This is a genomic window from Pseudomonas sp. MH9.3 (assembly GCF_034354675.1).
Classification (GTDB): Bacteria; Pseudomonadota; Gammaproteobacteria; order Pseudomonadales; family Pseudomonadaceae; genus Aquipseudomonas.
The window spans coordinates 1,366,679-1,389,883 of record NZ_CP133785.1; the positions used below are offsets into that span (position 1 = coordinate 1,366,679).

The window sequence follows — 23,205 nt, forward strand, 5'->3', positions numbered from 1 at the left end:
TTGTTGTTATGTCACTGCTATTTGAAGTCGTTGACGTTGTCCGGCGTGATCAGCTTGAACGGGATAATCACGTTCTGCTCGACGGGCTCCTGCTTCGCCATCTTGCGCGCTGCTTCCACCGAGCCCACTGCCTGCCCCTTGGCGTCCTGGAACGCCGAGGCGGCCATGTCACCCTTCGTTATCGCGTTCAGCCCGTCCGGGGTTCCGTCGACGCCGGCAATCAGCACTGTGCCGGGTTTGGTGCCTGCCGATTTCAACGCCATGGACGCGCCGATGGCCATCTCATCGTTGTTGGCCAGCACTGCGTTGAACTCGCGGCCCTGGGTCAGCCAGTCGTTGACCAGGGTCATGCCCTTGTCACGCAGCCAGATACCGGTCTGTTCCTGCTCGATCTTGATGTCGGGGTACTTGGCCAGCACCTCTTTCACGCCCTTGGTGCGGTTGGTCGTGGAGTTGTTCGCAAGATCCCCCAGCAGGATCACGATTTTGCCCTTGCCACCGAGTTTTTCGGCGATGTATTGCATTTGCAGCTTGCCGGCCTCGACGTCATCGGAGGTCACGGCCACCACGCCCTTGGGCAGGTCTTTCTGGTCCGGGCGGCGGTTGACGAACACCAGCGGGATGCCCGCTTTGGTGGCTGCGCTGATGATGTTTTTGGTCGATGCGGTGTCCACCGGGTTGACGATGATCGCGTCGACCTTCTGGCTGATGAAATTCTCGACCTGGCTCAGCTGCTTCACCACGTCGGCGCGGGCGTCTTCGAATTGCAGCTGCACACCGTCACCCTTGGGATAGGACTTGGCCTGCTTGTCCATGTCTTCGCGCAGGTAGGTAAGGAAGGTGTCATCGAAGGCGGACATGCTCACGCCCACCTTGATATCGGCGGCGGCGGCCATACCGCTGGCCAGCCACAGGGACAAGGCCAGCGCGGTAAAACGGATCGGGGTCTTCATGAACGGTCTGTCTCCACATTTATTGTTGGTTTTCTGGACGTTGCGTTAATCAGGACTCGGCGGGCAGTCGAACCACCGGCGCGCCGGGAATGCAGCACACCAGCGCGCCGTGGTTTTCGACGCACAGCACATTGAGAAAGGAGAAGTAGAAAGGCCGGGCGCGGGGCAGGCCGCGTGGCGTGTGAGAAAGGCGTAAAACTCGCAGTACGGCGTTGAAGATTTTCATCTGACGGTACCTGGTTGTTTTTGATCTTGTTTTTGTTGAGTCGCCGGAATCAGGTCCGGAACGTACTTTATGCAACCTGCAAAAGACTTTATTGGAAAATAATTTCTATATCAACCTATTTTAGAATTTTATTCCATTTTAGTTGAAACCACTTGCTGACGCTCCGCACTCAGGCGTGCAGCGTCCAATATACGGGTGGTTTCCAGCGCGTCATAGGCGTTTACCGGCAAGGGCCCCTGCCCTTCCACAGCACGCTGCAACTGGCTGTAGAAGTGCGTCCAGCAGCCTTTTTCGGTGGGCACCCGTTCGCGCTGCTCGCCTTGTTCAAACCAGCCCCAGCGGCGATGCTCTTCCGCCCCCCAATGCTCGCCTTCGGTTTTCGGCGACTTGCCGGCCATCAGTGCCGCTTCCTGGCCGTCCAGGCCTTCCACGGTGTAGCACCCGAGGGTGCCGCTCACGCGAAAACGCGAAGCCGGGCTGTTTTGCAGACCATTGCCCCGCAGGTGCGAAATGACGCCGTTGGCATGGGTCAGCGACACGAAGAAACCATGGTCAACGCTGGGGTGTTCGGCGGGGTAATGCAATTGCGCAAATACCTGGTCCACCGGGCCGAACAGTTGCAGCGCCTGGTCCACCAGATGGCTGCCGAGGTCACGTAGCCAGCCGCCGCCACTGGCATTGCCGACGCCCTGCGGACGGTAGCGCTCCACACAGGATTCAAAGCGCGTAATGGTGCCCAGTGCGCCGGCGTCAATCAGCTTGCGCACGGTCAGGTAATCGGAGTCCCAACGGCGGTTCTGGTAGACGCTCAGCAAGACGTCATGGCGCTCGGCGGCCGTGATCAGCGCCTGGGCCTGTTCGGCGTTGCTGGCGAAGGGTTTGTCACTGACCACCGCCACGCCGTGCTCGATGGCTTCCAGCACCAGGGCCGGGCGGCCTTTGAGCGTGGTGGAGATAACCAGCGCATCAACGCCGGCTTCGACGATCTGGCCGATGGCGTCGAATGCCGGGATACCCGGGTGATCGGTTGCCAGTTGCTCGCGGCGTTCGATTGATCGTGTGACCACGCCCACAAACGTCGCGCCCGGCAATGTTGCAATCAGCGGCGCATGAAAAAAACGCCCTCCGTGGCCGTAGCCGACAAGTCCGATTCGCATAACGCGTGTTCCTTTATTGAGAGGCAAGGCCAATCCAGGGGGGAGCAAGCGAACTTCCTCCCACCTGTTTGATCGCGCATCTGCAGAGGTTCAGTTATAAAAACCCGGACGCTGCGGCAGGCTGACGTTCACAATCTGCTCGCTGTTTTGCGCCTCGATGCACGCGTCCGCCGCCACGGCCGCTGCAAAGCCGTCCCACGCCGACGGCCCGCCGACCTGGCCGGCGCGCACGCTGTCGATAAACGCCTGCAATTCGACGTCATAGGCGCCGACAAAACGGTCTTTCCAGTCCATCAAAATGGCGTTGGACAGCTTCGCCTCACTGCGCAATTGCACCTGGGACGGTTCCGGCAATTTGGCGATACCGGTCTCCCCCACCACTTCGCACTGGATGTCGTAGCCGTACTGGCAGTTCACAAACACCTCCACGTCAATGCGCGTGCCTTTGGCGGTCTCCAGCAGCACGATTTGTGGATCGCGCAGATGGGCCAGGGCCTTGCTGCTCTTGCGCGGGAACACCACTTGCACCGAGACGTAGTCGTCGTCGAGCAGCCAGCGCAGCACATCCAGCTCGTGGATCAACGTGTCGGTAATTGCCATGTCAGTCTTGTAGTTGTCGCCCACCCTGGGGTTGCGATGCGCGCAGTGCAGCATCAAGGGCTCGCCAATCTGGCCGCTGTCGATCACCGCCTTGAGGGCTCGATAACCAGCGTCGTAGGGGCGCATGAAGCCCACTTGCACCAGACGCTTGCCGTGGGCCACTTCGGCATCGACGATCGCCCGGCAACCTTCGGCCGTCACGGCCAGGGGTTTTTCGCAGAACACCGGCTTGCCGGCAGCGATGGCGGCGAGCACAAACGCCTGGTGGCTCGGCCCCCAGGACGTCACCAAAACCGCCTCGACCTGCGGCGAATGGATCAGCGCATGGCCGTCCGGGTACACCTCGGCATCCAGCTGCAACTCGGCAACCACCCGGGCGGCCTGTTCAAGGTTGATGTCCGTCACCGCCACGACCTGGCTGTTGAGCAACGTCTGGCTGCACCGACGAATATGGTCTCGGCCAATGGCGCCCGTGCCGATCACTCCAAGCTTCAAAGACATGCAAACACTCCTCTTGTTGTTAGTACTGCCTGGCCTTGGCCAACTGTTCATTGAGTTTTGCGGCGGCTGCACGGGTGCGCTCGCTGGTGGACACCTGCGCCACCCCCACCCGCCACCACGACAGGTAGCCGTGGACCATGGTCTTGGGCAGCACCTTGATATCGATCAGGGTCGAGACGCTTTGCGTGCGCGCATCAGCCAGGGCCGCTTGCAGCTGTTCCACGTTGCTGACCTTGTAGGTTTTGCAGCCATAGGCCGCCGCGCTCATGGCGAAATCAACCGGCACCAGGCCGCCGTCGAGCTTGCCGGTCTCGGGGTTGCGGTAGCGGAATTCGGTGCCAAAGCTGTCCATGCCGTTGCCGATCTGCAGGTTGTTGATGCAACCGAAGGCCATGTTGTCCAGCAGCACCACGTTAATCTTGCGCCGCTCCTGGATCGAGGTGACCAGTTCCGAATGCAGCATCATGTAGGAGCCGTCGCCAACCAGCGCATACACCTCCTTCTGCGGTTCGGCGAGCTTCACGCCGAGGGCCGCATTGATCTCGTAGCCCATGCACGAATAGCCGTATTCGACGTGGTAGGTGTTGACGCCCTTGCTGCGCCAGGCCCGCTGCAAATCACCCGGCAGGCTGCCGGCGGCGGCGACGATAATGGCGTCGTCGGCCAGGCTTTCATTAAGCACGCCAAGAACGCGGCTCTGGGTGAGGCAGGAGCCGGTGAGCTCGATGAATTCGCGCAGTACCGCGCGGTCCAGCGGGTCGTCGACCTCGGGCACGAAATCATCGCCGTGGTACTGCACGTTGTGCACGCGATCCAGCTCGGCCTCCAGTTGCGCCTTCGCGTCGCTCACCTGTTCGCCCCAGCCCGCGCGGTAGTCGCCGAGCGCATCGGCCAGTGCTTCGAGGGCCACCCTGGCGTCCGCCAGCACCTGCACACCGTCCAGCTTCAACGCGTCGCACGGGCTGATATTGAGGTTCAGAAACCTCACCTCGGGGTGTTTGAACAGAGACTTGGACGACGTGGTGAAGTCGCTATAACGGGTGCCGACGCCGATGATCAGGTCCGCCTCCGGCGCCAGCAGGTTGGCCGCCAGGCAGCCGGTTTCGCCGATACCGCCCACATTGAGCGCATGGCTGGACAGCACGGCACTCTTGCCCGCCTGGGTCTCGGCGAAGGGAATGTCAAAACGCTCGGCAAAGGCTTGCAGCGCCGCATTCGCGCCGGCGTACTTCACCCCGCCGCCACAGATGATCAGCGGCTTGCGCTTGCCCCGGAACACCGCCAATGCATCGCCGATCATCGCGGCAGTGGGCGCACGACGCTCGATGCGGTGCACGCGCTTTTGCAGGAAATAATCCGGATAATCCCAGGCTTCAGCCTGCACGTCCTGCGGCAATGCCAGAGTCACGGCGCCGGTTTCAGCGGGGTCGGTCAGCACGCGCATGGCGTGGATCGCGGCGCTCATCAACTGCTCGGGACGGTTGATGCGGTCCCAGTATTTGCTCACCGAGCGGAACGCATCGTTGGTGCTGATGCTCAGGTCGTGGAACTGCTCGATCTGCTGCAACACCGGGTCGGGCTGGCGGCTGGCGTAGACATCGCCGGGCAACAGCAGCAACGGAATACGGTTGGCGGTGGCGGTCGCCGCAGCGGTGAGCATATTCGCCGCACCCGGGCCGACGGACGCGGTGCACGCATAGATTTTGCGGCGCAGGTGCTGCTTGGCGAACCCGATGGCGGCATGGGCCATGCCCTGCTCGTTGCGGCCTTGATGCACCACCAGGTCGCCGCTGTCCTGCTCGAGCGCCTGGCCCAGGCCCAGCACATTGCCGTGGCCGAAAATAGTGAATACCCCGGCGACGAATTTGCTCTGTACGCCATCGACTTCGATGTACTGGTTATCCAGAAATTTCACCAGGGCCTGGGCCATGGTCAATCGGGTGGTGGTCATCACTTGCACCTTGTGTCAATTCAGATCCATTGGGGCTCGGTTATGCCCGAAACTTTTGCAACAGGGTCATGCTGGCTCCCAACGCCTGCTGAATATCCGCCATCCAATGCACGCTTTCGGCAAACGGTTCGAACGACAGATAGCCCCTGTAGCCGCTGCCGAGCAAGCTGTCGATCTGCGCCGCATTGCCGAGGATATCGCCCTCGCCCACCCGTACACGGTGACCGTCGCGGATCGAATTGAGCGGCGCATCGGCATCTTCCACGCCGCAGATATGCACCAGCCCGGTGAGTGGCGCGAAGAACGCCTGCTCGCCGGCCAGGTGATGGTGGAAGGTGTCATGCACCAGGTGCGGCGCAACCATGCGGTTGAGGGCGAAACGTAACGGCGATTTCATTGTTGTTGTTCCCCGTCCAAAACAGCTTAAAGGTCCAGCAGCCAGCTGTGCTGCGGGTCATTGTGGAAATGCCAGGCGCGCTTGGGCCCGGCCATCACGTTCAGGTAATAGGACTCGTAGCCGTACGGCACGCTGACCGGGTGATACCCCTTGGGCACCACCACCAGGTCGCTGTTTTCCACGGCCATGGCCTGATCGATGCTGCGATCGTCGGTGTAGACACGCTGGAACACGTAGCCCTGGGGCGGGTTGATCTGGTGGTAGTAGGTCTCTTCCAGAAAGCTCTGGTGCGGCAGGTCGTCGGTGTCGTGTTTGTGCGGCGGGTAGCTCGACGAGTGCCCGGACGGCGTGCGCACCTCCACCACCAGCAGCGAGTGGGCCGGCTCGCTGTCGGGCAGGATATCGCACACATAACGGGTGTTGGCGCCCTTGCCGCGCACGCTGCGTTTGCAGTCTTCGGGGCGGATCAGGCGCGGCTCGAAACCTGCGGCGCCGGGGGCGGCGCACACGGCGACTTGTACATCGCTCAAGGCGGTCACCTGGGCATCTGTGCCCGGCGGCAGGTAGGCGGCAAACGGCGATTTGTCCTCGAACACCGAGTGGCGATCACCGAGGTTCTGCCAGTCGAAACCTTCGCCTTGAATAGTCACCCGGCCACTGAGCAGCACCAGGCACAGCTCTTTGTCGCCGGCGCTGACCGGCAGGGTTTCGCCCAGGCTCAGGCGGTATGCACTGAAGCCCACGTACTCCAGGCGCCCTTCTTCCAGGGCGACCATGGTTTGTCCGCGTTTGCTGCTTTTAACCAACAGGCTCATGGTTGGGTCCTCTCATCGAGCAGCGCGCGCAAGGTGTCATAGCCTTTTTTCGCATAGACATAGCTGGGCGCCACGGCAGGGTCCTGCTCGGCTTCCACCACCAGCCAGCCCTCGTATCGGGCCGCCAGCAATACATCGAGCAGTTCGGCAAAGTTGATGTCGCCATCGCCAGGCACGGTGAAGGTGCCGTTGACGATGCAGTCGGGGAAGCTCCACATCTGGTTGCGCGCCAGTTGCACCACCGGTTTGCGCACGTCCTTGAAATGCACGTGGCAAACGCGGTCGATGTGTTTGCGCAGCACTTCAAGCGGTTCGCCGCCGCCCATGTAGCAATGGCCCGAATCGAACAGCAGGCCGACTTCGGGACCGGTGCGCTGCATCAACTGGTCGATGTCCTGCGGGGACTCGACGTAGGCGCCCATATGGTGGTGGTAGGCCAGGCGCACGCCCTGGGACAGGGTAAAGCGCGCCAGCTCCGTGAGCTTGTCGGCGTAATCCTGCCAGGCCTGTTCGCTGTGAAAACGCGGGCGTTCGATCAGGCGAATGCGCGAACCCTGGATGGAATCGGCAACTTCGCCATACACCAGTACCTTGGCACCGTTGTGTTTGAGCAATTGAACGTGGCCGCCAATCGCCTCGATTTCTTCGGCCACCGAGCGGCGCGCCAGACGGCTGGAGTACCAGCCGGAGACCAGCGCCAGCTCATAGGGGCGCAGCACATCGGCGACGCCCTGGGCGTCTTTGGGGAACTTGCCGTTGAGTTCAAACCCTTCGTAGCCGATGGCCTGGCCTTCGCTCAGCGCGGTGCTCAGCGGCGTTTCACCGCCCAGGGCCGGCAGGTCGTCGTTGCTCCAGGAGATCGGGTTGATGCCAATTCGGATTGCGGGCATGGCTGCACCTTTTATTGTTTTCAGGTATCACTGAGATCTGCTTTATGTGGGAGGGGGCTCGCCTCCTCCCACAGTGGATCGCGTTTAATGTCGAGCGCTGCGCCAGGCGTTGATGAGCTGTTCAAAGGTCTTCTGCACTTGCTCAACCAGCATGTCGTCATCGATCTCCCCCGCCATCCACGCGCGGCTTGGCTCCTGGAAGATCGTGCGGCCCACCGCAAAACCCCGGCAGGTGGTGCTGTGGCTGGCTTGTTGAAAGCCCTCCGCCAGGCATTCAGCGGACGCATTCAGGCCCAGCAATACCACGCCACGGCAATACGGGTCGCGCTCAAGGATCAGCTCATCGAGCTTTGTCCACGCCTCGGCCGACTGCGCCTCGATCTTCCACCACGCCGGGTAGATGCCCAGGTTGTACAACCGTTTGAGGCTGCGGTAGAGCACATCCGGGTGCGGCGACGGGTGATCCTTGGGCGGGATGACTTCCAGCAGCAGTTCATGGCCGCTGACCAGCGATGCGTCGTACACCGCCCTGAGTTGCGCTTCCTGTTCCAGGCGCAGCAGAGGCTCGTCATCCGGGTGAAACTGCACCAGGCACTTGATGATCTGTTCGTGGGGCCAGGCGATGAGGTTGCTGCCAATCGAGCGGCCGTGTTCAAACGCCAGCGGCCGTGAGTTCTGCACTTCCACCGGGCGCGCAATCCACCAGCCGCGACCGCTGGCAGCGTTGAGCGCGTCCTGGCCGAAACGCTGGTCGGCCAGCAGGCCCACATCGGCCTCGACGCCCTGCTCGCGCAGCTTGTGCTCCACGCGTTCGATGGCCTGGATAAACAGCTGCTTGATGTCGCTGATGCGGGTCAGGTCCTGGCCACCTTTTCGCGCAAGCTCCACCAGTTGCCAGCGATGGTCAAAGGCGAACACAAACAGCTGCTTCCAGGTTTTGCGCGGCACCGTGACCCGGTGCAGGCGTTGCAGGGTTTCGTCCTGATCCGGCCGGGTGATGGGCACCGGGCTGCTGGACAGGTAATCCAGTTCGGCGCGCGTTGGCATCGCCGGGGCACAGGCGTGACGCGACACCACCAGGCCACCACAGGCGTTGGCCAGCTGGCTGCAACGCTCGTCACTGGCGTCATTGATCCAGCCACTTAAAAATCCCGACATGAACGCATCGCCGGCCCCCAGCACATTGAGCACTTCCACGCGCACACCGGGGTAAATCGCGCCGTCTTCCAGGCTGGCCGGGATCGCGCCGTGGATCACCGTGCAGCCTTGCGGGCCCAGTTTGACCACCAGCGTCGCCGGGGTCAGCTCGCGCACCGTGCGCAGCGCGGTAAGCAGGTCTTCACTGCCGCCAGCGATGAGGAATTCTTCTTCGGTGCCGACGATCAGGTCGAAACGCGGGAGGATGGTCTGCACGTGCTGGCTGACATTTTGGTCGGCCACAAAGCGCGTCTCGCCGTCGGCCTTGCCCGCCAGGCCCCACAGCACCGGACGGTAGTCGATGTCCAGCACGCACCTGACGTTGTGCCGGGCCGCGTAATCCAGCGCCTGGATGCTGGCCTTGTACACGCTGTCGGTGGAGAAATGCGTGCCGGTGATCAGCAGCGCCTTGCTGGAAGCGATAAAGGCCTCGTCGATGTCCTCGGCGCGCAGGGCCATGTCGGCGCAGTTTTCGCGGTAGAACACCAGGGGGAAGGTTTCGCGGTCCTTGAGCCCGAGCAGCACCAGCGCGGTGAGGCGTTCCGGGTCGACCTTGATACCGCTCACATCGCAGCCTTCGCGGCTCAGGGACTCCACCAGGAAACGGCCCATATGGTCGTCACCGACGCGGCTGAGCATCGCCGACTTGAGCCCCAGGCGTGCAGTGCCGAACGCGATATTGGCGGATGACCCGCCGAGGTATTTGGCGAAACTGGTGACGTCCTCAAGCCGCGCCCCCACTTGCTGCGCATAGAGGTCGACGCCCAGGCGCCCGAGGCAAATCAGATCCAATTGACGCCCACTGGCAAAACGAGTCTGGCCCATGCTGGCTCCTGTTATTTTTATCAGCCTGCGTTGTGCCGCCGTGGCGACGGCAAACGCTCTTGGTGGGAGCAGACTAGAACGTCCGGCGACACCGATCAATATTTATTCCATAATTATTTTTATTGGAATATTTTTTCCAATACGCCAGCATAGCTTCACGCCAGCCGCAGTGCATCGTTTCAGCAGCCCCGCCGGCCGTGATGCCGAGGTATTTTTTTGCGCCTACCCTGTAGACTGGCGCCACCGCCCAGCGCACCAGACCGACACGCCAGAAGGATTGCCCATGTCCGAGACCCCTTCACAAGACGCTCTCGCCAGCCCCCCGCTCAATGCCGAACGTTTGCTGCAGCTGATCACCGATGAATACGAGAGCCTGCCTCGCCAGCTCAAGCGCATCGCCAGCTACATGAGCCAGCAGAGCGACCGGATCATGGTCGACCGCATCAGCGACATTGCCCGCGAATGTGAAGTGCACCCTTCGGCCATCGTGCGTTTTTCCCAGCGCTTCGGCTTCAGCGGGTTCAGTGAGATGCAGACGCTGTTTCGCGAGGCGTATACGCACAAGACCACGCCCGTGCAGAACTACCAGCAGCGCATTCGCAGCATGATCGCCAACAAGTCGCAGAAGGCCAGCGGCGGCGACCTGGCGCGTGAGTGCGTGAATGCCACGTTATCGGGCATCGAGCGGCTGGGGCTGGAGCTGGATGACGTGGCGTTCGACAAGGCCGTGGACCTGGTGGTCAACGCCGACAACATCTATGTGGTGGGCGTGCGCCGTTCGTTTGCGGTGGCCGACTACCTGGTCTACAACCTGCAGCACACCAACAAGCGCATCCACCTGGTCTCGGGCCTGGGCGGCAGCTACCGCGAGCAGATGCGCAGCGTGCGCGCCAATGACCTGGTGATCGCCATCAGCTTTACACCCTACGGCAAAGAGACCCAGCACTGCCTGCGCATCGCCCAGCACCATCAGGCCAGGACGCTGATCATTACCGACAGCAACCTCTCGCCCCTGGCCAAGCGCGCGAATGCGGTGCTGCTGGTCAACGAGGGATCATCCTTTGCGTTCCGCTCATTGAGCGCAACATTGTGCCTGTGCCAGGCCTTGTTCATCGCCGTGGCTTACCGCCTCGAATTGAAAGTGGACGAGATTCACGAGCAAGTGGGTTTCGACGACTGACCTGACACCCTGCAAAACAAAATGTGGGAGGGGGCTTGCTCCCGATAGCGATGTGTCAGTGCTGAACAGGCCAGCTGACATACCGCTATCGGGAGCAAGCCCCCTCCCACATCGGGATGGAGCCTGGCTCGGATCAGTGCATGAAGATCGCGATCAGAATGATCAACGGGATTGGCACGCCAAGGAACCACAGAAGTAATGAGCGCATGATGTTCTTCCTTATTTAACGAACGTAGTTTTCGGTTTCGACGTACACCACCGCATCGCGACGGCGACCGCCGAAGGTGGCAGCGAAGCTGGCGAAGAACGCACCGATCAACAGCGACACGAAAGTCCACAGCGAGGCGTACGCGGCCACTTTCGCGGCCGTGTCGGCAGCTTGCTTGGCTTTGAGCTTGGCGTCTTCGATGGCTTTGCGGGCGTCGCCATACACCTTGTCGATACGCGCTTCGGCATCGGCCTGGCTGAGGTTGGTGCGCTGGCTGATCAGTTGAGCCAGGTAGGTACGGTCTTCCGGTGCCAGCTGGCCGTCGTTGCTCAGGGTACGAGCGAAGATGCGACCGACCACGGCATGCGCTGCGTCATCGCTGACCGCTGCAGGGCGATCATCACGGAACAGGCTGTCGACGTAGTAGCCGAAGTCGCCGCTGTGGGCGCCCTTGGCCATGCTGCCGGCGGCCTGGGTCATGCCGCTTGCCGCACCCGACGCCACGCTGGCACCGGCTTTGACACCACCGCCGACGACGCTGCTCACCGAGCCGACGACCAGTACGGCCGTGATCAGGGTGGCCACGGCCCAGGCCAGGAAGCCGTGGGCGGTGTCGCGAAAGTACACTTCATCGCCATGCATGTTGGCCCACTTCACGCGCAAGCGACCGGCGATGTAACCGCCCAGGCCCGATGCGACGATCTGGGTGAAAGCCAGCCAGATAATGGTGGAAATGCCAAGGCCCTTGGCACTCATGCCGCTGTCGGCCCACGGCGATACCGCCGAGAAACCCAGGCCGAAGCCCAGCAGTACGAGGATCAGGGACAGTGCAGCCGCCGCAGCGGCGCCAGCAAAAATCGCCCCCCAGGAAACCCCGGAGCGCGCGCTCGATTCTTGAAGCGTGGTGGATGATGTGATCATTGTTGTTGTGCTCCCGGCAGGAAAAAAAGTGTTACAAGTCTCAAAAGGGACAGTGCAGGCCGCGTGCCAGCCCCCTCTAAAAATAAAATCTATATATTTCAACAACTTAACTAAATTGAACTTACACAATCCATGCAAGTTGCAATAAACCCGGGTTTCGAGCGGGCGTAATGCAATCCCCACAGCCACACACAACGGCCTGTGAGAAGGGGCTTGTTCCCCCAGATGATTTTCCTGTCAGTTTTATGGAGATGACGTTTTATTTAGGAAACGTTCAGTTACTTATTGGCAAAATATGCGTACTTCTAGTGTGAATCGCTCACCAGGTACTCCTATGACCCGTATTTTGACCATCGAGGATGACGCCGTAACGGCCCGCGAGATCGTCGCCGAGCTGAGTAGCCATGGACTGGAGGTGGACTGGGTGGACAATGGCCGCGAAGGCCTGGTCCGCGCCGTGAGTGGTGATTACGATCTGATCACCCTCGACCGAATGCTGCCGGAACTGGATGGCCTGGCCATCGTCACCACCTTGCGCACCATCGGCGTCTCCACGCCGATCCTGATGATCAGCGCCCTCTCCGACGTCGACGAGCGTGTGCGCGGCCTGCGCGCCGGCGGTGACGATTACCTGACCAAACCCTTCGCCTCCGATGAAATGGCCGCGCGCGTCGAAGTGCTGCTGCGCCGCAAAAGCACGGTCAAGGAGTTCGAAACCGCATTGCGCGTGGCGGACCTGGAACTGAACCTGATCAGCCGCGAAGCCAGTCGCGCCGATCAGCCGCTGACCCTGCTGCCCACCGAATACAAATTGCTCGAATTCCTGATGCGCAACACCGGGCAGATCCTCTCGCGAATGATGATCTTCGAGGAAGTCTGGGGCTATCACTTCGACCCCGGCACCAACCTGATCGACGTGCACATCGGGCGCCTGCGCAAGAAGATCGATCCCCCGGGCCTCACGCCGCTGATCCGCACGGTACGGGGCTCGGGTTATGTCATTGCTGAACCCCTCTAAGGGCTGGCGCTCCTCCAGCAGCCGCCTGCTGGCGCTGTACAGTTCGCTGTTCGTGGCCTGGAGCTGCATCCTCATGGGGGTGCTGTATTACGAGGTCTCGGGTTACCTGAGCGACCTGTCGCGCCATTCGCTGCTGCAGCGCCAGCACCTGTTCCAGCGCTTCGACGGTGAAGAACTGGTGGAAGCGCTGACCACCAGCATGACCTTCGACATGAAGGGCGTAGACGCCTATGGCCTGTTCGACGAGGCCTTCCGCCCGTTGAGCGGGCCGATCCGCGCGGTGCCACCGGACCTGCCCCTGGACGGCAAGATCCACACGCTGGTCAATTGCGTCGAATCCGACGATCCCAAGTTGCCCAAGGACAGCTGCGATGCCGTCGCCACCCACACCGACGACGGCCGCTGGCTGGTGCTGGTGCGCGCCAACGGTTCGCTGTTCGGCGTCACGCGGATCATCTGGCACGCCCTGTTGTGGGCGCTGTCGCTGACCATCATCCCCGGGATCGCCGGCTGGCATCTGCTGCGCCGCCGCCCGCTGCGGCGCATTCGCGGGATTCAGGCGAGCGCCGAGGCCATCGTCGCCGGCGACCTCACCCATCGCCTGCCGCTGTCCGACCGGCGTGATGAGCTGGACATGCTCGCGGCCATCGTCAACGCCATGCTCGACCGCATCGAGAAACTGATGAATGAGGTCAAGGGCGTGTGCGACAACATCGCCCACGACCTGCGCACCCCGCTGACGCGCCTGCGCGCGCAGTTGTACCGCATCAAGCAGCAAGCCGAGGAAGACTCGGTGCACGCGGTGAAACTCGACGATGCAATTGCCGAAACCGACACGCTGATGGCGCGCTTTCGTGGGCTGTTGCGCATCTCGGAGCTGGAAGATCACCAGCGCCGCTCGGGCTTTCTGGTGATGGACCCGCTGCCGCTGCTGCGCGAGCTGCATGACTTCTACCTGCCGCTGGCCGAAGAAGGCGAATTGCAACTGGTATTGGACGTGCCGGCGTCTTTGCCGCCGATCAGCGGTGACCGCGCACTGCTGTTCGAAGCCCTGTCCAACTTGCTGAGCAACTCGATCAAGTTCACCCCGCCGGGCGGCGAAGTGATTTTGCGCGCGGTCAATAACGCCGGCAGCACCCGCATTGAAGTGCATGACTCCGGGCCTGGCATTCCGCTGGCCGAGCGCGATGCGGTGTTCCAGCGCTTTTACCGAGTGGACGAAGGCGAACAGCAAGGCGGGTTCGGGTTGGGCTTGTCGATTGTGGCGGCGATCATCAACCTGCATGGCTTCAAGCTGGACGTGGGCAGCAGCGCACGCGGCGGCGCCAGGCTGGCACTGGAGTGCCGGCAACAACTGATGCCCAAATAACCCGGACACTGCAAAAAAACGGTGGGAGGGGCTTGCTCCCGATGGCGGTGGTTCAGTCAGCATGGCTGTAGCTGATACACCGCCATCGGGAGCAAGCCCCCTCCCACCGTTGAATGTGTACTGTCTGTCGGATCTGATCAGGCCGGGTAGTTGGCGCGAAGCGCAGCAAGCCCATCGCTGTAAACACCAGTGAACAACGCCTCGGCAGCCGCCTCGGTGGTGCCCGCTGCCGGTGTGAACACGCCGGACCAGGTCACCTTTGCCGACGTTTCGCTCAGCGCCTCAACCTGCACCGTCGCCAGGTAAGCACTCACCGGAAACGGCGATTGCTCGATGGTGTAGCTGTAGGTGCGCGCCACGTTGTCAAAGGTTTGCAGGCGCTCCACGATCACGGCGCCATCGGTGGTTTGCAGGTGACGCACGCGTCCGCCCTCACCCGGCTCGCTGCTGGCGATAAACGCCAGCCAGTCCGGCAGGCTGTTGAAACCGCCCATCAATTGCCAGACCTGATCGGCCGAAGCGGGGATTTCAATCACGCAAGATGCTGTTGCCACGGTAAATACTCCAGAAAATAAATCAGCATTCAGATCCTTGTCCTGTCTAACCACGCCGCTGCACCAGAGGTAGCAGACGACATGATTCCAAGGGGTGCTCAGTGAGTGTTTGAAACACTGCCCGGCTTATCGTTCAACCGCATCGGCCAACTATCGGTTATTCCAACCTCGGGTATTTAGGCGCTGGATACCTAAGCTCTCCCCGCAGAACGGAGTCGAACTCAATCACGGCCTCCTCAAGCCTTCTCAGCAGTTGCGCGGGACTGATGACCTGCGCCAAACGGTTGGCGATCGATCGCAGGTACACACGAAGCATCTCGTCCGCATCCACGATCCGCTTGATGAATAACCACAGCCGTTTGCGCAGGCCTTCATAACCTGCCTGATATTCCGCCGTGCCGGAGAGCTTGGCGAATCGCGACAAGATGCTTGTAGCTCCCGGGTCCGCCACGAGTTCCTGAGCCGCCACTCTTCGCCATAGCGTTGTTCTGGCGGCCGCTTCCGACTCGGGCAAGCCCCTGAGCCAGTCAACGGGTTGGTTCAAAAGCGGGGCGTTATTGTTGACCCATAATTCGACACCTGTTTCACGCTCAAACGAGAGTAAACGTTGGAACGTGTTCAAATCGTTGAAGGGATTTCCATTCAGGTCCAGCCCCTGCCTCAAGTCAACTGTCCTGGGAATAGAGGTGAAATTGTTATCCTCCAGCCCCAGAAATTCCAAAGACTGATGTTCAAACAACTCCTCGGGAACAGTCGTCAACGCCGTGCGATTCAGAGTGAGGCGGCGCAGTTTGGTCAAAGTGGCGATTGATGGAGGCGTCCCAAGATTATTACCGCTCAAATCAAGTGACTCCAGCGCCGTCATCTGACTGAAAAACGCACTCTCCTCCGGCGGCATGCTCAGCCCGTTACTGGTCAGTTTCAGTTGCCTCAGACGGGGAAACTTTACAAGTTCCGCGGGCAAGCCGGAGCGGATCGCGTCTTTAATCTCGAGAATTTCAAGACGCGGGAAGCAGCGGGAATAGATCTCCAAATACTCAGGAATCATTCCCTCCGGTTCACTGATGGCAACCACGGAATTGAACTGCAGATTCTCGCTGCGCATATAGGTGAAAAGGTCCACTAGCGGGCGATTGCCCGACACGGTGAAATCCGCGTCAAGCTTGAAGCCGATCATCCGACCGTTGCGATAGACCTTTTGCGATTGCGCGCCACGCCATGTGTATAACCGACGCAGCTCCTCAAACCATTCGGGTGGCGTTTCAGGATCAAGTTTACTCTGATCAATTATCCACTCGAGCTTGTCTTCCTCATCGATCGGCGCGTCTGGCAACTCGTCATCAGAATCAATCGAGAGGCCATCCTGGTAAGCCTCGTTTTCATTTTGGAAATATTCATCCTCCAGAATGCTCCACTGGTACTCGGAGATGTAGCTCAGGTTTTCCTGGGTATCCACAATTCGCTGTAGCTCGGCTTGCGCATCATCGACCCAATCGAAACATTCCATGAATTCGCTGACTTGCAGATCCGTGAAGCCGGGAATGTAGGTATCCACCAGCATTCTATCGGTCCGCAGGGCTGCCGCTCGCCCTCCAGCCCCCCCCAGTAAGCTACCTTCTTCCGGCTCGAAAAACGGCGTTCGCAATTGCTGTCGACGCAGCACCGTTTCAAATTCGCGCCGGTTTAAAAGGTTGAGCCGTAGCTTGAACTTGAAGTTGTCGAGTGAGCGCTGCACGCCCAGCTTGAGAAACTCCGCATCCGTCAGGCTGGCTACAAGCGCATCGCCAAAGTCGTCCGTGATATAGCCAGGCGTCGGCGTTGAGTCCGGGCATCGGTAGCGGTTTGTTGCCCTGATGATGATGCGTTGTTTTGGCAGGGAGGGCGCTCCGATCCTGTCCACTACCACACCGGAGGCCGACCCTTCGCGCACCGTTATCGGTACGTTCCAACCGGGCATGCGCCGAGCGCTGTGCAGCAGCAGCGTGTCGCTGTCCACGTTACGGATGCTATCGAGATAAGCCCCCTCATAGGCACGAACCAGGCGCAACTCGTGTTCGTAAGCCGAGACTTGAGGTTCCAGACGCTGAAACAACGCCTTGGTCTCTGCCAGGGTCAACGTGCTGTCAGGGCTGATGTGTTCGTCGAGCAACATCTGATCGCGCACTGACAAAGGCAGTGACGGGTATTCATGCGCGAGGGCCTTTTGCAGGTCACTCTGCGGTTTGGTGAGGACGTTGTAATGCTCTTCAAACATCGACAACCGCTGATCATGCGCGATCCCCCTGGCCTTGAGGTGTATCAATCGGGCTCTGACGTAAGTGGGAGGATATGGCTCCCCTGGCTCAAGTAGATCGCCCAATAACTGACGTGTTTCTTCCGGGCCCAGACGTCTTGCCAGGTCTTTGAATAACGAGCCGCCTTTGGGATGAATAACCAACACATCTTCTTCAGCCGTGATTGCGGCGGTTTCCCAGATGACCTTGTTGCCATCGACCAGCCGCAAGCCGACGCCGCGGGGCCAGGAACTGTCTGACGTCAACCAGCGGGCCAGGTGCAAATCCCCCAGAGGCGACTGAACACTGCCCAGCTGCGTAATGTAGTCTTCCACTCGCTGAGCGGTCTTGAAACGCAGCAACGTATCGGCAAACAACCCTTTGGGCCTGGCGCCCGTGATCAGTTGCTGGCGCAATTGCTCATCTGAAACGCCGCTGACCCGGCGGATCAATTCCAGCCTGTCATCCGAAATCCCTTCCACCTCGCGCCCGAAACCGCGCATCAACTGAGGACGAGTCCACTGTGCGATGGGCACATTCTCCGCGCCTGGCGGGATGAAGATTTCAGCAGCAACGACGTGAGGCGACGATGGGGTAACGATGGGCTCGGAGGGAGGTTGAATGCTTGCGCCCCCCTCATCGAGCACAGGCGGCCTGGGCCGCGGTGTTGGCTTTGACGCCGGGCCGGCCAGCGCTACGCCGGTCTTGATCAACAGCGGCAGCGCATTGAGCAAGCCAAAGACCGTTCGGGTCACGCCTTCATTGATTTTATCCCGGCTCTCGCCTTCCACCACTTCAGACACCCCCTGCGCGGCGTCGATCAACCCGGCCAGACCCAGCAAGCCTTCGCCACCGGGAAAGAAAATAGCCAGCGCGCCCCATCGGTTTATCCAGCCGATCACCGGATTGATCACGGCCGCCAGATTGTCGCGATTGACATCGGCATCGTCGCGAATGGCTTCCTCGGCAGTGGCCAGGCTTGTCTGCTTGAATACCTTGACCAATTCAGCAAACGGATCAACTGAATTCGCAACGGTGTCCAGCAGGATGTAATCGTCCGGGTTCCAATACCCGTCATTGTTGAAGAAGCCCGATTCGCGAGTAAGGTGATGCTGCTTCGGATACTGGGCCATGGCCTGCAATGCTGTCAGCACACCCGCGTGAAAGGTGCCGTCGCTGCGGTCGTCTTTTTCGAAATGCTCGCAGAGGGCCACTCTTTTCTCTCGGTGTTTGCCTTGCTCTACGATCCAGGCGCGCAATGCCTTCATGTTTGCGAACTGATGAAGCGGCGACGAATTGCCTGGTACATAGAGCAGCACCACGCCGCTGCGACGATGACGCACTACCCAAAGATCCCGCGCCGTGTAGCGATAGATCATCAGGCGGGAAACTTCTACATGCGCCATTGGAAAGGTGCGTTGCTCCAACTGAACACTGCTGATGCCAGAGAACTCAACAGCGTCTTCTCCAAGTCCCGCCACTGAAAGAGCCAGCTGCAATCCGGCAAGGGTCAGGCTCGATTCAAGATTTTGCAAAAAGGCAGCCATGACGAATGCTGTCTTCATTGAGGTGCGCAACGCGTAAGGCTCGCTCCCCATGATCGTGGCATCCGATGGCAAGTTGCTGTACAGGTACTCTTGATACAACTCTTTGTAATCGAGATTCCACACCCATTTTTTAAACTCGGCCGCAGTGATCGCAAGTTGCGTGGAAGGCCCGTAGGTCTGCGGGTCGGTGCGGCGGTAGATACCCTCGTAAACCTTATGATTACCGCTGCCCTGAAAAGCGAACTCGTCGACATTCTCAACCAGCTTTATCTCTGGCCCTACGGCTGGTGGCGTGTACAGGCCGAACGCCGTTTCTGCAAAACGGTTATCGCCCACCGCCTGGTAGTCGCTCAACAGGCCCTGCACCAGTGACTGCTGGACGCGGATCTGCCCCTGATACACACCGTTGATGGGCGAGTGACCGTGGTAGTCATAGTCCAGCGTCACCAACTGGGTGGTGACAGGGTCGAGGTCTTCGCCCCACTTGAGGCGTATCTGTGTGGCACCGTGTTCAGCGGGTGTGAAGATCAGGCTGTCTTTCAGGGCAAGATTCAGTGAGCCGAGCCGGTTGGTTGTCGAAATGCAGGATGTCATGCAGTCAAATCCATTTGTGATTGAAGAATCGTCGACTCTAGGTACGTTGACTTGATTGAACGATCAGAGAGTGGAGGTTCGCGTCGAGCCCATTACTGACGCCTTCTGTAGGTCAAGCGGTGCCCACGAGGCCTGAGCCAACGCTCAATCTTGTAATATCCCGCCGTTATGCCTAGCTTATGCGCCCCCCGCCCAACGCTTTAAGGCCCTGCCCCATGGTTATGGTTATGCGTCTTCGTCCCGCCATCACTTCACCTTTTGCCCTCGGTCTGTTGCTCAGCAGCGGCATGGGCAGCAGCCAGGCGGCTGAAATCGAACTGCCGGCGCTACAGGTCCAGGGCGAGGAAGCCTCCGGCTACCGCACCGAGAGCGCGTCGGTCGGCGGGTTCAACGAAGCGCCGTTACTCGACACACCGGCCTCGATCACGGTCATCAACGCCACGCTGATCAAGGACCAGCAAGCCCGCCTGCTCAGTGAAGTGCTGCGCAACGACGCCTCGGTGGGCGACAGCTATGCGCCGATCGGCTACTACGAAAACTTCGTGGTGCGCGGCTTCTCGCTGAATGCGGCGAGCAGCTACAAGATCAACGGGCGCACCATCACTGGCGAGCAGAACGTTGCGCTGGAGAACAAGCAGCAGGTGGAAGTGCTCAAGGGCCTGGCCGGGCTGCAAAGCGGGATTTCCGAACCCGCCGGCGTCATCAACTATGTGACCAAGCGTCCGGAAGAGGTGCGTTCGGTCACCGTCTCCACCGATGATCGCGGCAGCGGCTATGTGGCCACGGATGTGGGCGGCTGGTTCGGCAGCGAGCAGCAGTTCGGCCTGCGTGCCAACGTGGCCCATGAAGACCTCAATACCTATGTGGAGCACGCCGATGGCCGGCGCGATTTCGTGTCCCTGGCCTTTGACTGGAACCTCAGCCCAGACGCCGTGTTGCAACTGGACGCGGAATACCAGAACAAGCAACAGCGCTCGGTGCCGGGCTATCAATTGCTGGGCGGCACTGAAGTGCCCCACGGCGCATCGCCGAAAAAACTGCTGGGGCACCAGAGCGGTTCCAGGCAGGTGGGCATCGACTCGCTGAACCTCAACGGCAAGTTCGAGTACCGCTTCAGCGACCAATGGAAAGGCAGCCTCAGTGCAGCCCGCAGCCAGGTAGTGATCGACGACTACAGCGCGTTTGCCTGGGGCTGCTACGGTTCGGCCAGTTGCAGCGGCTCGAGCACGCCCAACTACTTCAGCCCCGAAGGCAATTACGACGTCTACGACTTCCGCAGCCCGGATGACACGCGCCGCGACGATGAAGTGCAAGCAACCATGACCGGCCTGTTCGACACCGCCGGCATCGGTCATGAGCTGACCTTCGGCAGCAGCGCCTTTCGCCGGGTGGTCGACAAACGCATGCCAGTCAACGAGCTGATTGGCACCGCCACTGTCGACGAGGACGTGCCGACCTTCACCCCCACCGACAAGCCGCTCAACGACAGTCATCGGGCCCTCGACAGCCGCCAGTACGGCGTGTTCGTCACCGACCGCATGCGCCTGAGCGAACAATGGCAAACCGTCGTCGGCGGCCGTGAAGTACGCCTCGATGAGCGCGCCTTCGACAGCGACGGCAACCCGGCACGGCATACCCAACAGTCTGTGTTCCTGCCCCAGGCGGCGTTGATCTACAAGCCGGTGCAGGCTGTTTCGCTGTACACCAGCTACAGCAAGGGCCTGTCCCTGGGCGGCACTGCGCCGTGGTTTGCCAGCAACGCCAATACCACCCTGGCACCGACTACATCACGGCAGATCGAAGCCGGGGTGAAATACGACTGGCACCGCATCAGCTTCGCCGCCGCCGTGTTCCAGACGCGCCAGGCCTATCAATATGCCAAGCCCGACGGCGCCGGCAACTTCACTTACGTACAACAGGGCGAGCAGAAAAACACAGGCCTGGAGCTCTCGGCCAACGGCTGGGCCACCGAGCGCCTGCAGATCGCAACCAGCGTGGCGGCGATTCGTGCGCGGGTGAGCGGCAGCGGCACGCCGGGTTATGAAGATCATCAGGCAATCAACGTGCCCACGCTGCGCGCCAGTGTGTATGGAGATTATGCGTTGCCGTGGGTGAACGGTCTGGCGGTGCTGGGCGGCGTGCAATACAGCGCCAAAAAGTACGCCAATCGCACCGGCAATGCAGAGGTGGGGGATTATGCGGTGGTCAATGTCGGCAGCCGCTACACCACCCGGCTCGATGGCTATGAAACGGTGTTTCGCCTGAGCGTCGACAACCTGTTCGACAAGCGATACTGGCGCGACGCGGGCGAGTACATGGGCGATGACTACCTGTTCCAGGGCGCACCGTTGACAGCCCGTTTGAGTGCATCGGTCAACTTCTGATCTGCGGTATGAATGAAAATCCAACCGTAGAAGGAAGTCTGTTTTTAAAGCCTGAATTTTCAGACAGCCACATCACTGTGGCGAGCGGGATTGCCCTAAGGCCAGTCAGTTAAGCGCAGATCCCTTGTGGAAGCGGCGGTGCGACGATTCGACTTGCCCGCGAAAGCGGTGGGTCTTCAACATCAATGTTTGCTGGGCCGACGCCATCGGGAGCAAGCCCCCTCCCACATTTTGTACAGCGTTCGCAAACCATTCCGGTCGGCGCTCAGGCCGCCGCGCTTTTGCTTTTGATCTGGAAGCGCCCCGTCAAATACGCTGGCCGAACGCAGGTTTTGGAGCGTGGGTAACCCGGCAGGACGCCGGGTTAGCCGCGCTGGGCCAAGGATGGCCCATCGCGGCGGCCCACGCTCCAAAGCCTGCGTTCGGGCACACCGAGCCTGGGCGAGGTGCCGAGTGTTGGGGCAAGAGCCCTTTGGTTACTTTGGGGCTTTCCAAAGTGACCCGCCGTCAGGGCGGAACCCTAAGTCGCCGTTACCGCAGAAACGAATATGCGCACCGAAAAATCATCTTCGCAGGCAAGCCGCTAGTCACAGAAACTACAGTCTTACCAGAACCGCTGCTGGGTCAGGCGACTCCACCACGTCAGCAGCACCCGGTCCACTGAACCGCTGGCCGCCAGGCCCACACGTTCCTGCAGGCTCTTGCGCTCGGCGTAGTGCAGGTGGAACACCTCGGCCGTCTTGGCCTTGGTGGCCAGGTATTCGTCGCTGGTCTGCAGCGCGTCCACCAGTTGCTTGTCCAGCGCCGCCACGCCCAGCCACACCTCTCCGGTGGCAACGTCATCGATTGACAGCTGCGGGCGGTAACGCGAGACGAAGTTCTTGAACAGTTGGTGGGTGATATCCAGGTCTTCCTGAAACTTCTCCCGGCCTTTCTCGGTGTTTTCGCCGAACACCGTGAGGGTGCGCTTGTATTCACCGGCAGTCAGCACTTCAAAGTCGATGTCGTGCTTTTTAAGCAGGCGGTTGACGTTGGGCAACTGCGCGACCACACCGATGGAGCCGAGGATGGCAAACGGCGCGCTGATGATCTTCTCGCCAATGCACGCCATCATGTAGCCGCCGCTGGCCGCGATCTTGTCGATGCACACGGTCAACGGCACGCCCGCCTGGCGAATGCGCGCCAGTTGCGACGAGGCCAGGCCGTAGCTGTGCACCATGCCGCCGCCGCTTTCCAGGCGCAGCACCACTTCGTCCTCGGGCGTGGCCAGGCTCAGCAACGCGGTGATTTCATGGCGCAGGCTCTCGGTGGCCGAGGCCTTGATATCGCCATCGAAATCCAGCACGAACACCCGGGGACGGGCCTCTGGCTTCTTTTTGCTGTTCTTCTTTTCGGTTTTGCTTTCGGACTTGCGCAGGGCCTTGAGCTGGTCCTTGTCGAGCAGGGACGACTCCAGGCGCTCACGCAACCCCTTGTAGAAATCATTGAGCTTGCTGACCTGCAACTGGCCGGCGGACTTGCGACGTCCTTTACTGCGCAGCGCCGCGAAGCTGATCAGGACGACCAGAATCGCGACCACCAGGGTGACAGTCTTTGCGAGAAAGCTCGCGTATTCAGCCAGAAAATCCATGGTTCTCCTTACAAG

16 protein-coding genes and 1 pseudogene are annotated in these 23,205 nt (G+C 60.6%); 4 read left to right on the forward strand and 13 right to left on the reverse strand.

Annotated elements, in window-relative coordinates:
• Positions 1 to 17: 17 nt before the first annotated feature.
• The 9 genes and pseudogenes from RHM60_RS05640 to RHM60_RS05680 all read right to left on the reverse strand — a co-directional run bounded on the left by RHM60_RS05640 (position 18) and on the right by RHM60_RS05680 (position 9,512).
• The gene (locus RHM60_RS05640; RefSeq protein WP_209982681.1) at positions 18 to 953 is read right to left on the reverse strand and encodes a sugar ABC transporter substrate-binding protein; all 936 of its coding nucleotides are present in this window, start codon (positions 951 to 953) and stop codon (positions 18 to 20) included.
• 49 nt (positions 954 to 1,002) lie between these two features.
• On the reverse strand, positions 1,003 to 1,179 hold the full coding sequence (locus tag RHM60_RS05645) for a hypothetical protein (protein WP_209982683.1): 177 nt from the start codon (positions 1,177 to 1,179) through the stop codon (positions 1,003 to 1,005).
• A 128-nt stretch (positions 1,180 to 1,307) separates the two neighbouring features.
• Positions 1,308 to 2,336, reverse strand: a complete 1,029-nt coding sequence (locus tag RHM60_RS05650; protein WP_322213904.1) for a Gfo/Idh/MocA family oxidoreductase — start codon at positions 2,334 to 2,336, stop codon at positions 1,308 to 1,310.
• 90 nt (positions 2,337 to 2,426) lie between these two features.
• Positions 2,427 to 3,437 carry a Gfo/Idh/MocA family oxidoreductase gene (locus tag RHM60_RS05655; protein WP_322213906.1) on the reverse strand — a complete coding sequence of 337 codons (1,011 nt, stop codon included), beginning with the start codon at positions 3,435 to 3,437 and terminating at the stop codon, positions 2,427 to 2,429.
• Positions 3,438 to 3,456: 19 nt separating this feature from the next.
• Positions 3,457 to 5,388 (reverse strand): 3D-(3,5/4)-trihydroxycyclohexane-1,2-dione acylhydrolase (decyclizing), encoded by a 1,932-nt coding sequence (gene iolD, locus RHM60_RS05660; protein WP_322213907.1) that lies wholly within the window; start codon positions 5,386 to 5,388, stop codon positions 3,457 to 3,459.
• 40 nt (positions 5,389 to 5,428) lie between these two features.
• A pseudogene (locus RHM60_RS05665) lies at positions 5,429 to 5,737 on the reverse strand (TIM barrel protein); the annotation flags it as partial.
• Between the two features lie 74 nt (positions 5,738 to 5,811).
• Positions 5,812 to 6,600, reverse strand: a complete 789-nt coding sequence (iolB, locus tag RHM60_RS05670; RefSeq protein WP_322213909.1) for a 5-deoxy-glucuronate isomerase — start codon at positions 6,598 to 6,600, stop codon at positions 5,812 to 5,814.
• Positions 6,597 to 7,490: a myo-inosose-2 dehydratase gene (gene iolE / locus RHM60_RS05675; protein ID WP_231422965.1), complete on the reverse strand. Its 894-nt coding sequence runs from the start codon at positions 7,488 to 7,490 to the stop codon at positions 6,597 to 6,599. The genes iolB and iolE overlap by 4 nt, the downstream gene beginning before the upstream one ends.
• Before the next feature lie 84 nt (positions 7,491 to 7,574).
• Positions 7,575 to 9,512: a bifunctional 5-dehydro-2-deoxygluconokinase/5-dehydro-2-deoxyphosphogluconate aldolase gene (locus tag RHM60_RS05680; protein WP_322213910.1), complete on the reverse strand. Its 1,938-nt coding sequence runs from the start codon at positions 9,510 to 9,512 to the stop codon at positions 7,575 to 7,577.
• Positions 9,513 to 9,795: 283 nt separating this feature from the next.
• Between RHM60_RS05680 and RHM60_RS05685 the strand changes: the two genes are divergently transcribed.
• Positions 9,796 to 10,692 (forward strand): MurR/RpiR family transcriptional regulator, encoded by an 897-nt coding sequence (locus RHM60_RS05685; RefSeq protein WP_231422963.1) that lies wholly within the window; start codon positions 9,796 to 9,798, stop codon positions 10,690 to 10,692.
• Between the two features lie 223 nt (positions 10,693 to 10,915).
• Here the strand turns inward: RHM60_RS05685 and RHM60_RS05690 are convergent, their stop codons facing one another.
• Positions 10,916 to 11,821: a hypothetical protein gene (locus RHM60_RS05690; protein ID WP_209982699.1), complete on the reverse strand. Its 906-nt coding sequence runs from the start codon at positions 11,819 to 11,821 to the stop codon at positions 10,916 to 10,918.
• Between the two features lie 334 nt (positions 11,822 to 12,155).
• Here RHM60_RS05690 and RHM60_RS05695 point away from each other — a divergent pair, with 334 nt between their 5' ends.
• Positions 12,156 to 12,839, forward strand: coding sequence for a response regulator transcription factor (locus RHM60_RS05695; protein ID WP_034096990.1), 684 nt, complete (start codon positions 12,156 to 12,158; stop codon positions 12,837 to 12,839).
• Positions 12,817 to 14,208: a HAMP domain-containing sensor histidine kinase gene (locus RHM60_RS05700; protein WP_322213911.1), complete on the forward strand. Its 1,392-nt coding sequence runs from the start codon at positions 12,817 to 12,819 to the stop codon at positions 14,206 to 14,208. The genes RHM60_RS05695 and RHM60_RS05700 overlap by 23 nt, the downstream gene beginning before the upstream one ends.
• Positions 14,209 to 14,345: 137 nt before the next feature.
• Here RHM60_RS05700 and RHM60_RS05705 read toward each other — a convergent pair whose 3' ends face one another.
• Both RHM60_RS05705 and RHM60_RS05710 read right to left on the reverse strand, forming a co-directional pair.
• Positions 14,346 to 14,762, reverse strand: coding sequence for an SRPBCC family protein (locus RHM60_RS05705; RefSeq protein WP_231422962.1), 417 nt, complete (start codon positions 14,760 to 14,762; stop codon positions 14,346 to 14,348).
• Positions 14,763 to 14,919: 157 nt separating this feature from the next.
• Positions 14,920 to 19,176, reverse strand: coding sequence for a leucine-rich repeat domain-containing protein (locus RHM60_RS05710; protein ID WP_322213912.1), 4,257 nt, complete (start codon positions 19,174 to 19,176; stop codon positions 14,920 to 14,922).
• A gap of 221 nt (positions 19,177 to 19,397) precedes the next feature.
• Between RHM60_RS05710 and RHM60_RS05715 the strand changes: the two genes are divergently transcribed.
• Positions 19,398 to 21,560 carry a TonB-dependent siderophore receptor gene (locus tag RHM60_RS05715; RefSeq protein ID WP_322214580.1) on the forward strand — a complete coding sequence of 721 codons (2,163 nt, stop codon included), beginning with the start codon at positions 19,398 to 19,400 and terminating at the stop codon, positions 21,558 to 21,560.
• Between the two features lie 604 nt (positions 21,561 to 22,164).
• Here RHM60_RS05715 and sohB read toward each other — a convergent pair.
• A complete protein-coding gene (sohB, locus tag RHM60_RS05720; RefSeq protein ID WP_231422960.1) occupies positions 22,165 to 23,190 on the reverse strand; it encodes a protease SohB in 1,026 nt (341 codons plus the stop codon).
• Positions 23,191 to 23,205: the final 15 nt, after the last annotated feature.

Excerpts from the sequence above, each read along its gene's own strand:
- RHM60_RS05685 (WP_231422963.1), top strand. The coding sequence starts at position 9,796 with ATGTCCGAGACCCCTTCACAAGACGCTCTCGCCAGCCCCCCGCTCAAT.
- iolE (WP_231422965.1), bottom strand. The coding sequence starts at position 7,490 with ATGCCCGCAATCCGAATTGGCATCAACCCGATCTCCTGGAGCAACGAC.
- RHM60_RS05690 (WP_209982699.1), bottom strand. The coding sequence starts at position 11,821 with ATGATCACATCATCCACCACGCTTCAAGAATCGAGCGCGCGCTCCGGG.
- RHM60_RS05640 (WP_209982681.1), bottom strand. The coding sequence starts at position 953 with ATGAAGACCCCGATCCGTTTTACCGCGCTGGCCTTGTCCCTGTGGCTG.
- RHM60_RS05710 (WP_322213912.1), bottom strand. The coding sequence starts at position 19,176 with ATGACATCCTGCATTTCGACAACCAACCGGCTCGGCTCACTGAATCTT.
- RHM60_RS05655 (WP_322213906.1), bottom strand. The coding sequence starts at position 3,437 with ATGTCTTTGAAGCTTGGAGTGATCGGCACGGGCGCCATTGGCCGAGAC.
- RHM60_RS05650 (WP_322213904.1), bottom strand. The coding sequence starts at position 2,336 with ATGCGAATCGGACTTGTCGGCTACGGCCACGGAGGGCGTTTTTTTCAT.
- iolD (WP_322213907.1), bottom strand. The coding sequence starts at position 5,388 with ATGACCACCACCCGATTGACCATGGCCCAGGCCCTGGTGAAATTTCTG.
- RHM60_RS05715 (WP_322214580.1), top strand. The coding sequence starts at position 19,398 with ATGGTTATGCGTCTTCGTCCCGCCATCACTTCACCTTTTGCCCTCGGT.
- RHM60_RS05680 (WP_322213910.1), bottom strand. The coding sequence starts at position 9,512 with ATGGGCCAGACTCGTTTTGCCAGTGGGCGTCAATTGGATCTGATTTGC.
- RHM60_RS05645 (WP_209982683.1), bottom strand. The coding sequence starts at position 1,179 with ATGAAAATCTTCAACGCCGTACTGCGAGTTTTACGCCTTTCTCACACG.
- sohB (WP_231422960.1), bottom strand. The coding sequence starts at position 23,190 with ATGGATTTTCTGGCTGAATACGCGAGCTTTCTCGCAAAGACTGTCACC.
- RHM60_RS05695 (WP_034096990.1), top strand. The coding sequence starts at position 12,156 with ATGACCCGTATTTTGACCATCGAGGATGACGCCGTAACGGCCCGCGAG.
- iolB (WP_322213909.1), bottom strand. The coding sequence starts at position 6,600 with ATGAGCCTGTTGGTTAAAAGCAGCAAACGCGGACAAACCATGGTCGCC.
- RHM60_RS05700 (WP_322213911.1), top strand. The coding sequence starts at position 12,817 with ATGTCATTGCTGAACCCCTCTAAGGGCTGGCGCTCCTCCAGCAGCCGC.